Below are 13,219 nucleotides of genomic sequence, written 5' to 3'. Positions count from 1 at the left end.
GAGATTGTCCTATACAAGAAAAAGATGAAGCAACGGCTTTTAAACAAAAATAAGCAAACCCAATCAGGGTCTGCCCTTGTACTCCATTCGAATTTCTTTTCAAAAGACCGATCGCTGTTAATAACCAAGTTTTTTTTCTATAACGTTCATTAGGGGTTTACCGTCAGAAAAAAGCTTTAAATTTCTAAGGAATAATTCCATCACACGATCTAGGTGCTTGGAAGAGTTGTAAGCATTATGTGGGGATACCATGACGTTTTCCAGCTGCCAAAAAGGGTGGTCCTTAGGTAAAGGTTCTACTTCAAACACATCCAGAGCCGCTCCTGCTATGTGCCCATTGCTCAAGGAATGAATTAAATCTTCATCGACAATCGTATTACCTCGGCCGACATTAATTACATAACTGCCTTTTTTCATTTTATTTAAGCGTTCTTTATTGAAAAAGTATGAAGTATCTTTTGTAAACGGAAGGGCCAAGACGACAAAGTCGGACATGGAAAGGACCTCATCCACTTGATCCATTCCCATTATCAAATCAGTGGGTTCATATTCGGTGTTCCTCTTGGTGGGATTCCGGCGGCACCCAATAACGGTCATACCCAGCGCTTTACATCTCTTGGCTATCTCATGGCCAATATCACCATACCCAATTATCCCCACTGTCGCATTTTCAAGATCTTTCACTGGAATTTCAACCCACGTTTTGTTTATTTGATTTCTGATCATTGTCGGTACGCCTCTTGCTAACGAAGATAGCATCGCAATTGTATGCTCGGCTATCGGGACAGATGTGCAGCCTTTGACATTGGTGATGATGATATCGCTGTTTTGTATATCTTCATTCAGCATGGCCTCCACTCCAGCACTGTCTGAATGGACCCATTTAATCTTTGGAGCTTTTTTTATAATGTTAAGATTATCATGAAGCCCCAGCGTATATAGGACATCAAACTTTGTTAAATCAACTGTTGGCTGTGGTTCGGGTTCGCCGAATTCCCATGGCTCGACAACAACTTCCGAACAAATCTCCTTAAACTGATTGATGTATTTTTCCGGTATATCGACCCTGATATAAAGTGAAGGTGCTGCTTTCTTAGAAGCGGACATTATAAAACCTCCTCAAGAACATACGATTCCTTTTTCCCTCTTTTACGGGAAGGTAATCCGTTGGGATTATACCATGCCGTACTTCATGGTCACTTCAAGAAATCTGGTTGCTCTTTTCTGATCCTTTCCCACAGAGGCTGGAAACTCAGCCATCCCTCATATTCCGTTCCCGTTTGTTCTGCAGTCAATTTTGCATACTCTTCTTCTATAAAAATCGGCTTACCTACAGATTCAGCCATTATCTGCGCTTGACATGAACGTTCCATCGTTATGAACCACCAAGCAGCTGAATCTACAGATTGGCCGACCGTTAACAACCCATGATTGCGGAGGATGACAGCTTTGTATTGACCTAAAGCCTTAGCAATGCGCCTACCTTCCTCGGATGCATAAACGACACCAGTAAAATCATCAAATAATGCATGATCATTGTAAAATTGGCAGGCATCTTGCGTAATCGGATCTAACAGTCTCCCTAAGGAAGACCATGTCTTTCCATAGACCGAATGAGCATGTGCCGCTGCAATCGCATCCGGCCGTGCTTTATGAATTTCAGAATGAATGGCAAAGGCCGCACCATTAATAGAATGTTCACCCTCTACAATATCACCTTTATGATTAACCAATATAAGATCCGAAACGGAAATTTGACTAAAATGCATCCCAAACGGATTGACCCAGAAATGGTCTGTATATTTAGGATCACGGACCGTAATATGGCCTGCTATCCCTTCATCGAAACCAAACTTTGAAAAAAGGCGGAATGAAGCTGCCAACCGTTCCTTCCTGTGAATGCGTTCTTCTTCCATTGTATTGAATGTTGCCGGTTGCAGGGAAATTGTCTTTGTCATATTTCGTTCCTCCTCGAATCTTTTCCGTCTTTTTGCTGAAACATCAATTAGCCATGGTATCCATGTCAGCTTTGCCCTTTATATCTTGCTTTACTTCACTTTCATTTTTATCATCATTATTGGAACTTAGGAGAGTGATCGTAGTAATGACGACAAAACTAGTAGCGAGCCCGTACAGAATTGGTTGAGTGGAGGAAGGTCCATTAATCACCAATCCGACAATGATAACGATCATGCTGGCGAGAATCGAGTAAAATGCCGCTGTAGCCGTGACCCTTTTCCAAAAGAAACCAAGGATGATCGGAAAGAACACAGCTCCGGATAAAATTGCGTAAGCTACATCCAATGCAACTAAAATATCTTGAATCCAAATCGAAACGATTATGGTCAATACACCAATCGTTAAAGTTGTAATTCGGGATGTTTTTAAAAATTGTCGTTCACTCATTTTTCGACCAATATATTTTTTAATGATGTCATTAACAACTAAAGTGGACGAAGCAAGCAAAGTACCTGAAGCAGTGGACATTAGGGCTGATACCACACTCGCAATGACAACCCCTAACAGACCAGCAGGTAAAGTTACCATCGCTATACTGGTAAATGCATTTTGGGGATCGCCTAAATCAGGAAGGATAATAAAAGCGCACATTCCAATGATACTGATTGCAATCGCATAAAAAACACTATATAACCCCGCTCCAATCGTTCCGCCACGAGAAACAGCTTTGGTTCGTGCGGTGAATAGACGCTGCCAAATATCTTGGCCAACAACTACCCCGAGGGTAAATAATAGGAAATATTGAAAAATCGTCTCTCCGCCAATGTTCCCTAACTCGAAATGTGATGCTGGGAGATTTTCTTTAAGCGAGCCCCACCCTCCTGCCTTAGAGATGCTCATCGGAAGCATGATAAAGAAAATACCGATCGTCATGATGACGAATTGCACGACATCAGTCATGGTGACTGACCACATACCTCCTAATATTGTATAAAATAAAACGATCCCGCCCCCGACTATCATGGAAACCGTTAAATTCCAGCCAGCCAAAACATGTAAAATTGTCCCCATCCCAATCACTTGCGTTACAGTCAGCATGAATGTATAGATAACAGAGACAAGGGCACTGATCAATCTTGTCTGAGAGTTGTAGCGTTTCTCAAGCATTTCACTGATCGTCAATACTTTTAAATTAAATATCTTATTTGTTAAAAACAGCCCAATAGCGATAATGCCGAGCCCGATCATCACCACTAGCCAAATACCGGATATCCCAAACTGATAACCTAACTTTGCTGTTCCTAGAGTGGAAGCCCCCCCTAATATCACAGCAGCTAAACAGGATAAATACATAAAATGACCAAGATTGCGCCCTGCCACAATGAAATCATCTGCTGTTTTTGCCCGTTTGGATCCGATTACTCCCACAATGATCAAAACAGAAAAATATAGAATCATGATCGATATATCCAAAATATGCATGTACACATCTCCTTTTGGGCTTGTATTGTTCTTATCGCTTTGTAAAAAGGGAAGAAAGGACTTACAGCTTCCTTCCTTCTCTACAGTTAAATGAGGAAACTAATTATTAAGCTGCGTTTCCAAATCTCCTACTCTCTCTGTCTTCTCCATTTTCCCTTTTTTTGCGAGTGCGATGAGTGTGATGAATTCATAGACAATATTAGCGGCTGCGGCAGCCGTGATTTGTCCGTGATCGTATGATGGTAAAACCTCAACAAGATCGAATCCAACAAAATCTATATTCGTCAATCCTCTCACCAAGGCTAAAGCATCATCAATGCTGGCACCGGAAACTTCTGGAGTCCCCGTCCCCGGGGCATAAACCGGATCTAAAAAATCAATATCAAAAGATAAAAACACCGGACCATTCGCAACACGTTCATGAATGACATTTAGCATCTTCTCGACCCCGATACGTTTATAATCGTTTGTCGTGTAAACTCCCAAACCTAAATCCCGGGCATCCTGAAGGTCTTCGGGTCCGTACAGACCGCCCCTCATACCAATTTGAAGAGATCGCGATACATCGATGAGCCCCTCTTCTATTGCGCGGCGAAAAACGGTTCCGTGATTATACTTTTGATCAAAATAACTATCCCAAGTGTCAGAGTGGGCATCGAACTGAAGCAGGGCAACGGGTCCATGTTTTTTTACGATTGCACGTAACTCCCCTAGTGTAATGGAATGATCGCCTCCCAATGAAATCGGAATGATTCCTTTTTCAATGACGGGAGTAAGCTCTTCTTCGATCTTTTTATATGTTTCCGAAATATACCCCGGGATGATCGGAACATCCCCATAATCTATTCCTGATATATAGTCAAAAATATTAATATCTTGTTCTGGATTATAAGGACGTAAAAGGATTGAAAAATCACGAATGGCTTCTGGTCCGAATCTCGCACCCGTCCTAAACGATTGCCCAGAATCAAATGGAACTCCCGTAATGACAAAATCCATATTTTCATCTATCTGTTCAACAAATGGGAGCCGCATAAACGTACGCACTCCACAAAAACGGGGTGATTTGAATGAGTCTTTCGGTTGATACTTCGTCATGTAACATCCTCCTAAATTCTAATTCTACTATTATTTTTTTCACTCCATTGCAATTGCAGATGTCATACAAACTTCCATCTTTTCTAATAGAATGGATATTCATAACACCCTTGGTTGGAAATTCTCTTCTTACCTTTTACATAAGCAAGATTCAGGCCAACTATTTCGCTGCGGTATATAAGGCTTTTCATTATTTTGTTTCATCAAATGATTAAAAACTTAATCATTTTCTTGTTTCTTGATTTAAATTTTGATTATTTAGACTTTTTGATTTATATTTTAATTAAGCAGCATCCCAAAACCCAAAGGAGCGCAACGTATGTACGATGATATGCTGGAGGAAGAACTAAATAAAATTATTGAAACATCGAATAATAACATTCTCATTACCGATCAAGATGGAATCATTTTATATTCCAACCCAAAGCTTTGGGAGATTTATGGTATGAAAAGTGACTCTTATATCGGTACCTCCGTCTATCAATTAGAAAGCGAGGGACTTCTTGCACCTTCCATCAATGCGATTGTTTTAAAGGAAAAGAAAGCGAAACGCATAATGCAAGAAACAAAAACGGGTCATGTTGTCATGTCGACTGGCTATCCCATTTTTAATAAGGAAGGGCACCTCGTTAGGGTAATCAGCTATGGTCAGGATCAAACCGAGATCCTGCAATTGCAGGATCAATTTGAACAATTACAACGAAAAGTTAAAGGCTATCAAACGGAAGTCGAGGATTTAAGAGAAAAAGAACTGGATAACCATTATCTGATTGCCAGAAGTAATGAAACGAAGCATATTTTAAAAACGATCCATAATGTTTCAAAAACCGATGCCACGATTCTCTTATTAGGACCTTCCGGCGTAGGGAAAAGCACTTTTGCCCGTGCTGTTCATGACCAAAGCAACCGAAAAAAAGAACCCTTTATCGAAGTGAATTGCAGCACGATACCTGAAAGTTTGTTTGAATCAGAAATATTCGGCTATGAGCCGGGATCATTTACAGGGGCAAATAAGCAAGGGAGGCAAGGCCTGATCGAGCAGGCTGACAGCGGTACTCTTTTCTTGGATGAAATTGGGGAACTCCCACTTGCCATGCAAGCTAAATTACTGAAAGTACTACAGGAGAAAAAGATAAAGCGCATCGGTGGAAAAAAAGAAAACCATATTAACTTCCGCCTAGTTGCAGCAACTAATCAAGATTTGAAGGAGATGGTAAGTCAGGGTAAGTTTAGATTGGACTTATTTTATCGTTTGAATGTGATTCCCATCCAAATTCCGGCATTACATGAACGTAAAGAAGATATCCCTCTCTTAATTCAGCATTACTTAGAAAAAACCAATGATAAATACCAGAAATACAAAAAAATCCATCCATCGACATATGAAGTTTTGACCCATTATCATTGGCCCGGAAATATACGGGAATTAGAAAACTTAATTGAACGGTTAATCCTGACCATCGAAGAGCCAATTATATTTCCCGAACACCTTCCGCAATCCATCACAGGGCAAATTGAACAGCCTGAAGACTCCAACTTCCTTGCAATCGAACAGGATTGTGAAGAAAATTTCGATTTAAAAAAGACACTGGAAAAGGTTGAAAGGCAATTGATTGCAAAAGCATGGAAAAAATGTAAAACCACATACGAAATGGCAGAACATTTAGGCATCAGCCAGCCAACAGTCATCTATAAATTAAAGAAATACAAACAGTATTTGTAATTCATCTGGACTGAAATCCCCCGTAATCCATGAATGGTCCTTAGCCTTTAGCCATAGATGCTATTCAAGCTAAGGGCGCTTTTTAATATTTGCCGGCAATTCGAAGTGAAACGTATGAAGATTAAAAGATTATTCCAATATAAAGGCCATCAAAAAAATCCACATTCAAGTTGAATGGGATTCACAATATCACGTTTCCATATTTTAATATTACACCTTTTTAATTCAAACGGATGATCTCCGTGAAGCTCCTGCCACACTGTAGATGATCCAAACTTTGGATTCCCGCCCCTGTAGATCCTGTTGCTCCCGCTTCTCCTGTCGCTTTCCCCTGGCCCTGATTGATCCGGTTATTCCTTTTACTCCTGTGGCACCCGCTGCTCCAAAGATTCGCGGATGGATCAACGCATCTTGCAGAATGAATTTTTTCTTTTCATGGTTCCGCCTTTCATTATGGGCAGTAATGACTCTGGATGAATCGACTTCATGTACTTTATAAGGAAATCCCGATATCAATTTCCCCCCAGAAAAATGATATTGTACTATATCAACAGACTTGGAATTACATAACCTATCCCGAGATTTCATCAATAAAAAGAGGCACCCATAATGGGAGCCTGAATTTTAGTGAAGGTAAGCTATTATATGTGAACGGTAACCATTCCGTATCCTTATGCTAACAAGATGTTTGAGAAATGGGATATTCCACCCAGTTACTTATTTGTACGGAATTTAAAACAGGTTATTTTAAGGTCAGTTATTTCACTGCCTTTTTAATAGCCTTCACTTCATATAATGATCCTTCTGAACTGACGATATATTCAGGCTTTGGTTTCCCTAGGTTTGCTTTATGGCCTGCGATATGGGCTTCACTCTTTTCCCACTGCTTCCAATGCGCCTCCGACTCCCAATTGATCATAATGATGACCTCTTCATCCCCGCGTCGCACTTTTTTCACCAGTACACTTAAATCGATGAATCCTTCCTGCTTTTCTATGATCCCTTCCCCGCTGAACCGTTTTACTACTTGTTCTGCATTACCTTCCTTTACCAACATTTTTCTCATCTGAACGAACAATATGAACAACTCCAATCGATATACTTGTATTGAATCATTTTATTCGATAACGATTCTCATTGTCAATTAATGAGACTTTTACTTAAGTGCACTACTTAAAATTCTGATTCCCAAAAACAAAATAAAAAAAAGGATCAGGAAGTCTTGCATATCTTCCTGATCCTTTTTTTATTGTCACTCACCTTTTATCTTTAAGACTTTTGGGAACATAGTCATTCAGTTTGTTAAATAAAGAAGTAATGTAGGAGCTAAGTTCGAATCGATCCTCCTGAACAAATTCAACTAAAGACACTCCATTCTTTTTCATAACTTTTCCCCCTTTAAGTTTTTATCCCGGTGCATGAACTTTTCAGCAACTAATACCTGTGAATCCCGCCATTAGCGCACTTACACTCTTCTCTCTCCATCGTTTCTTTATTTGATTATACAAGAAAGCGCTTACAATGTAAAATATTATAATTCTATAGATTGCTATTTACTTAGTATGTTCCAGGTAAATGAAGTTTTTTCATCAGCATATTTATGGTTATCAGCTTTGCTGGCTTCAGTGTACATTACATATCCTAACTACTTGTCTTGTTCACAGAGAATAAAATTTCAGGAAATGCCCTTCAATATTTCAGTTAAACGTAGGAACTCTTCCTTATCACGATTTCTTAATGAGTCATCGATTTCTTTTTCAATTTGTGCTTTCCGGTAATCACTAAGGGCCTTTTTTAAAACCATTTCAGCCATCTCTTCAGGTTCAAGCGATGTTCCTGGCAATTGCTTCTCCATACGAAACCAACTCCTTAACCTTTTTTCTATTATACTAAATAACTTGGAGATTATTATTATTTATTAAAATCTTATCCTTTCCTCTTTTTCATTTTTCATTTCCTTATCCACATGATTTCCACTTTGCCACTCTTCTATACACAAAATTTCTAAATATTCGGATTTCTAATCGGTAACACATTTTCTTTTTATCCACTTAGTCATTTTACCCGTGAAGATCGGATCGTTTATTTCCATTACTTTAGAATTAATTATATGCCATTACAGGTGAATGGAGCTAAGTTATTCGCTTCATTTTTTCAGAAAAGTCAGAAATATATTGACCGGTATAAATAAGCCCTCTAAAATAATTTAAACAATCCAGTTTTTTACTTATATTCATTTGCCATCATTTTTGTTCATTTCGGCTTTATTTATCGTTGAAAACAATTTGATGAAAAACTTAGCATTAAAGGAGCATTTATCATGAAAAAAAGTCGAGTTCTTTTCGCTAGTTTAGCGGGTTCCGTTATTGAGTGGTACGATTTCTATTTATACGGGACAGCAACGGGCCTGGTTTTTACGACGCTATTCTTTCCCAATCATGATCCAGCGATTTCACTTCTTCTCGCCTTTGTCACATTCGGGGCTGGTTATGCAGCCCGTCCAATCGGCAGCATCCTGTTCGGTCATATGGGTGATCGCATCGGACGGAAGGCAGCACTCATGTTCACCCTTATTGGTATGGGAGGGAGTTCAATGCTAATCGGTGTTCTGCCCACTTATGCCCAGGTTGGGTTGGCCGCCCCCGCCATCTTGGTGGTGCTGAGGTTGATTCAAGGAATTTCCTTGGGAGGTGAATGGGGCGGAGCCATCCTATTGGCAACGGAATCTGCTCCTAAAGGTGTCCGTGGGTTATATGGATCCATTCCCCAACTAGGGGTCCCCATCGGCTTGGTTGCCGGCTCGTTCAGCCTAACCCTCATCAGCTCCTTGACAACCGATGCCCAATTTTTATCTTGGGGTTGGCGGATTCCATTCCTTTTAAGCGGTGTACTGATCGGGTTGGCAATTTGGGTAAGGAGTGGCATTGAAGAAACGCCGGAATTTAAAGCGCAGAAAGATAGCGGCGATCTTGCGAAAGTTCCCATTATTGAAACGTTGAAACACGATTGGAGAAGTGTGCTGCAAGTGATCGGACTAAAAATTGGGGACGGCTTCTTCAATGTATTCATCATGTCCTATGTTCTCGTCTTTACTACGCTGTATTTTGGTTATTCCCAAGATTCAGCTCTTACCGGTTTAACGATTGGCTGCGCTACAATGCTGATTACCATTCCTGTCATTGGTTACATTTCAGATTTCATTGATCGAAAAATCATCTATTTTGGGGGCCTGACTCTCCTTTTCGTCTTGGCCATCCCATATTTCACAATGATTGGGCGTGGGGTTGGCTGGTTCTACATGATGCAGGCAGTTGTACTCGGCGTCATCTGGGGAGCCATTTTTTCCACACAAGGGACATTATTCTCGGAGCTCTTTCCAGCCAAGGTCCGTTATACTGGATTATCCGTCGGTTATCAGGTCGCGGCAGCCATTGCAGGTTTCGGTCCGCTCATCTGGACCGCCATGGCGGAATCATATGGCCCATCCCCTTTGGTATTTGGCGGATTCATGATGGCAGGTCTCGCGATTTCCCTGGCGCTTTGTATATTATCCCCGCATTTCAGCAGAAGAAAAGAAAAGGATCAAACACTCAAACCACATAAGCTGGATTTGAACTGATTCTAAAATCTCTTGCATGAGTAATAACAGAGGCTGCACGTCCTATCACTCGGACAAGCGGCCTCTGTTTTTTTAGAATGCAAATACCACCCTATACTTGTTTACTTCCTACAATCTCCAAAAGATCAGTGAGCGTCCGGATTTCATAGGTGGGCTTGATTCCCAGATCATTATCCTTTTGATGGGGATTGTACCAGCATGTATCCATTCCATAATTCAAGCCGCCCTGTATATCTGAAGTCAAGGAGTCACCCACTATCAACGCTTTCGATTTATCTGTGATCTTTAACTTGGAAAATGCATAATCAAAAATCCCTCTATCTGGCTTCTGAAACCCAGCCTCTTGGGAAACTATCAAGGTCTCAAAGGTGTTGCAAAGGGCTGACCCGCCGATCCTTGCTGTCTGCACTGCCGTGAAGCCATTTGTTATAATAGCAAGCCGGCATCCTCCAAGCTTCTCGCATACCTCTATAGCCCCGGGCAGAAGGTGTATTTCCTTTCCCAAATGTCCCAGGTACGCACGGCTGAACGCATCCGCATCCATATCAAGCCCATACTTCAGGAACAACCGCTTGAACCTTTCCACTCCCAGAATGGTTAAATCTATATGCCCCTGTTCCAAATCCCTCCATAATACCTTACTGATTTCTTGGTAGCATCCCGCATAATCCTCCGCCCCTGTTGGCAAACCAAACTCTAAAAAGGCTTCATGCAGCGCATTCTTTTCCGATATTCCAAAGTCTAGCAAAGTATCATCAACATCAAATAATATAATTTCGTATTTCATCGCTGCCCCCATAATCATTTTAGTCCAACTTAACACATTTCCTTTAATTACGTATTAATTATGCAAATTCATGGTAAATACATACTGCAAGCTTGGAAAAATTGCGGGAACGTAAAGAAGATATCATTCCCCTTACGTACAATTTTTTAAATAAGTTCAATGAAAGGTATCATGAAAATAAAGTCATTTCGGAAGAATGCTTGAACCTATTAATTCATTATTCATGGCCAGGCAATGTACGCCAGCTCGAAAACTTGATTGAAAGGTTGGTCTTAATAAGTGACTCCGTTATCCTGATGTCCGACTTGCCTGAAATGATAACCGAGAACGTTGAACAGGTCACACAGATTGATCTCCCCACTACTCTCGATAAAGCACTTGATGAAACGAAACGGATATTGATCAGGAAATCTTACCAAACATATAAATCATCAAGGAAAGTCGCGAAGGACCTCTCTATCAGCCAAACGAAAGCCTCAGCGTTGATCCGGGAGTACTGCGATGACTTAATGAATAAATAGGCACCATGAAAACGACAATCATTTCCCATCTTAATCCAACTGAAACATTGCGGGTATCCGTTGCTAGTTATGAAAGTATTCCATTTCATATGGGCTTCCATTGTAAATCCCGACTTCTTCTTCCTGATCCATGGTCCAGGTATGAACAAAAAATAAGGGACTTCCCCTTTGCGGGCAAGTCCCTTATTTTTATGAAGATCCTACTATTTTTTCGCCTCTCGGCTTTGTACTATTTGCATCTGGTTCTCTTGTGATGCCAATTTGATTGAATTTATCATTAATGGACAGTTTGTATGTCAATGATCCTGTGCCGGCTTCATCAGGCTTGAAAGTTCCTGCATTTGTCCGTTTTCCATCTTTCAGTAACCACACCTGATACACCTCGGACTTCTGAAGGCTAGGCAAATTCTGAATTTGCACGATTAACCTTCTTTCGTCACCTTGCTGCAAAATGTATGCAGCCCCGTCCGTATTCATATTTACAGCGGTCCTATCGGCAGGCTGCAAAGATAGCGACGTTTTAACCTCCATTGGCAGATTGATAGCTGCAAGTTCTTTTTTCAGTTGAATATTGGAATATAACAGCACAAATACCAAAACCAGAACAGCCAGCAAGAGACCTGAAGTGACTGGTGTAAACTGCTTAAAGAAAAAGCTACTCCAATTCTTTTCCCTTCTCACCGGAACTTTATCGTCAGTCTCAAAGACAAAACCCATGACCTCTGATTTCAGGGAAGATGAAGGTTCCATTTCTTCAAAATCCCATTTCAATGAATTCCAGGCTTCTGTCATTTGTTCATACTCCCTAGTGCATTCAGAGCAGTGCATTAAGTGTTCCGTGAATGCCTTTTTTTCTTTTTCTCCCAGTTCACCCGATAAAAATGAAAGCAGGTTAGCGCAATCTGTATTCATTTACAAACCACCTACTTCCAAATGCTTTTTCAACAATTTAAGCGACTGGTGAAGTCTGCTCTTGATGGTACCAACCGGTTCATTTTCAATTTTGGCAATTTCCGTTAACGAGTACCCTTTCCAATACAGTAAATCAATCAGCCTTTTTTGCGGCTTGCTTAACTTACTTTTTGCCTTGGCAATTTCACTGTGCAATAGCCCATTTTCTATATCATTATTAGGATCTTCTATGTCTATTGGATGACTCATGTCCATGTGTTTGTTATTCCGGATATGAACGCTGTCTTTACGGACATAATCCACACACACATTTCGTGTAACGGTCAAAAGCCAGCTTACAAAGTGTCCCTTTTCGGAATTGTAACTGCTTTTTGTGGTCCAGAGCTTTAAAAAGACCAACTGCACAATCTCCTTAGTTTTTTCAGCATTTCCATTTGTGAACTTAAAAATATAACCATAGATTAATTTAATATAGCGGTCATAAAGTTCTTCCAGAGCAGGACGATGCTTTTTCATGACTAATGCCATCAATTCCTTATCAAGTTTTTCTTTCAATCGCACCTGCAACTCCTCACAAGTAAATTTGGAAAAAAACGTGTAACAGGAACGACCATCACTGATCGCCCCTTTTTCTTATTTCGGAAAAATAGTCTTATTATTCACAATATACCAAACATTTTTCACACCTTCACCATTGACATCTCCCGCTGCCTTATCATTCGCAAAATAGTAGAGTGGAAATCCTTTGTACGTCACCTGCTCTTCCCCTGTATCTTCCCTTTGAATGGTTCCAAAGTCATTTTCCTCAAATCCTTTAGGGACAGCAAAATCCCTTTCCATGAACGGCGGCCATTTTTTCAGACAATCACCCATGCAATTGCTTTTTCCTGATTTATCATTCTTGAAATAGTAAAGTGTCATTCCCTTGGAATCAGCCAGGTATTCGCCTAATGGTTCACTTTCCAATAATTTTAGGGTTACCGCTTTTTCATCGGCAGTACCACTAACAGCTTGATCCTTTTCGGGTGAATCCTTCGCTTCATTTCCACATGCCGCCAATACTAGGACCATCATAAAAACTGAAAATACCATCCACTTTTTCATATACTCTCACTCCT

Annotated in this window: 14 protein-coding genes; 3 read left to right on the top strand and 11 right to left on the bottom strand. The window is 40.5% G+C overall.

Annotated elements, in window-relative coordinates:
- Positions 1 to 117 precede the first annotated feature (117 nt).
- From NYE65_RS16855 to speB, 4 genes are all read right to left on the bottom strand, one after another.
- Positions 118 to 1,107, bottom strand: a complete 990-nt coding sequence (locus NYE65_RS16855; RefSeq protein WP_340861296.1) for a D-2-hydroxyacid dehydrogenase — start codon at positions 1,105 to 1,107, stop codon at positions 118 to 120.
- A gap of 89 nt (positions 1,108 to 1,196) precedes the next feature.
- Positions 1,197 to 2,006 carry a class II aldolase/adducin family protein gene (locus tag NYE65_RS16850; RefSeq protein WP_340862138.1) on the bottom strand — a complete coding sequence of 270 codons (810 nt, stop codon included), beginning with the start codon at positions 2,004 to 2,006 and terminating at the stop codon, positions 1,197 to 1,199.
- Complete coding sequence (locus NYE65_RS16845) at positions 2,002 to 3,441, bottom strand: sodium:solute symporter (RefSeq protein WP_328176215.1); 1,440 nt, start codon at positions 3,439 to 3,441, stop codon at positions 2,002 to 2,004. The genes NYE65_RS16850 and NYE65_RS16845 overlap by 5 nt, the downstream gene beginning before the upstream one ends.
- Before the next feature lie 99 nt (positions 3,442 to 3,540).
- Positions 3,541 to 4,539: an agmatinase gene (gene speB, locus NYE65_RS16840; RefSeq protein ID WP_328176216.1), complete on the bottom strand. Its 999-nt coding sequence runs from the start codon at positions 4,537 to 4,539 to the stop codon at positions 3,541 to 3,543.
- A 319-nt stretch (positions 4,540 to 4,858) separates the two neighbouring features.
- On the opposite strand from speB, the gene NYE65_RS16835 reads away from it, so the two are divergent.
- The gene (locus NYE65_RS16835; protein ID WP_328109504.1) at positions 4,859 to 6,262 is read left to right on the top strand and encodes a sigma-54 interaction domain-containing protein; all 1,404 of its coding nucleotides are present in this window, start codon (positions 4,859 to 4,861) and stop codon (positions 6,260 to 6,262) included.
- A 225-nt stretch (positions 6,263 to 6,487) separates the two neighbouring features.
- On the opposite strand, the gene NYE65_RS16830 is transcribed toward NYE65_RS16835, so the two are convergent.
- The 3 genes from NYE65_RS16830 to NYE65_RS16820 form a co-directional block, all read right to left on the bottom strand.
- A complete protein-coding gene (locus tag NYE65_RS16830) occupies positions 6,488 to 6,778 on the bottom strand; it encodes a hypothetical protein (RefSeq protein ID WP_328176217.1) in 291 nt (96 codons plus the stop codon).
- Between the two features lie 241 nt (positions 6,779 to 7,019).
- Positions 7,020 to 7,340, bottom strand: coding sequence for an antibiotic biosynthesis monooxygenase family protein (locus NYE65_RS16825; protein ID WP_340861295.1), 321 nt, complete (start codon positions 7,338 to 7,340; stop codon positions 7,020 to 7,022).
- A 597-nt stretch (positions 7,341 to 7,937) separates the two neighbouring features.
- Entirely contained in the window at positions 7,938 to 8,117 is a 180-nt protein-coding gene (locus NYE65_RS16820; RefSeq protein ID WP_034315231.1) for an IDEAL domain-containing protein, read from the bottom strand.
- A gap of 465 nt (positions 8,118 to 8,582) precedes the next feature.
- On the opposite strand from NYE65_RS16820, the gene NYE65_RS16815 reads away from it, so the two are divergent.
- Positions 8,583 to 9,881, top strand: coding sequence for an MFS transporter (locus tag NYE65_RS16815; protein ID WP_048684312.1), 1,299 nt, complete (start codon positions 8,583 to 8,585; stop codon positions 9,879 to 9,881).
- A 91-nt stretch (positions 9,882 to 9,972) separates the two neighbouring features.
- Here the strand turns inward: NYE65_RS16815 and NYE65_RS16810 are convergent, their stop codons facing one another.
- Positions 9,973 to 10,668: a YjjG family noncanonical pyrimidine nucleotidase gene (locus tag NYE65_RS16810; protein WP_340861294.1), complete on the bottom strand. Its 696-nt coding sequence runs from the start codon at positions 10,666 to 10,668 to the stop codon at positions 9,973 to 9,975.
- A gap of 101 nt (positions 10,669 to 10,769) precedes the next feature.
- Here NYE65_RS16810 and NYE65_RS16805 point away from each other — a divergent pair, with 101 nt between their 5' ends.
- Positions 10,770 to 11,189, top strand: coding sequence for a hypothetical protein (locus tag NYE65_RS16805; protein ID WP_340861293.1), 420 nt, complete (start codon positions 10,770 to 10,772; stop codon positions 11,187 to 11,189).
- 189 nt (positions 11,190 to 11,378) lie between these two features.
- Here the strand turns inward: NYE65_RS16805 and NYE65_RS16800 are convergent, their stop codons facing one another.
- The 3 genes from NYE65_RS16800 to NYE65_RS16790 form a co-directional block, all read right to left on the bottom strand.
- Positions 11,379 to 12,101: an anti-sigma factor gene (locus NYE65_RS16800; protein WP_340861292.1), complete on the bottom strand. Its 723-nt coding sequence runs from the start codon at positions 12,099 to 12,101 to the stop codon at positions 11,379 to 11,381.
- Positions 12,102 to 12,656, bottom strand: coding sequence for an RNA polymerase sigma factor (locus NYE65_RS16795; RefSeq protein WP_268564265.1), 555 nt, complete (start codon positions 12,654 to 12,656; stop codon positions 12,102 to 12,104).
- Positions 12,657 to 12,734: 78 nt separating this feature from the next.
- Positions 12,735 to 13,205: a COG4315 family predicted lipoprotein gene (locus tag NYE65_RS16790; RefSeq protein WP_057275571.1), complete on the bottom strand. Its 471-nt coding sequence runs from the start codon at positions 13,203 to 13,205 to the stop codon at positions 12,735 to 12,737.
- Positions 13,206 to 13,219: the final 14 nt, after the last annotated feature.

It is taken from the genome of Peribacillus sp. FSL R5-0717 (assembly GCF_038002945.1).
Lineage (GTDB): Bacteria > Bacillota > Bacilli > Bacillales > DSM-1321 > Peribacillus > Peribacillus frigoritolerans.
This window is presented reverse-complemented; position numbering and strand designations above follow the sequence as displayed.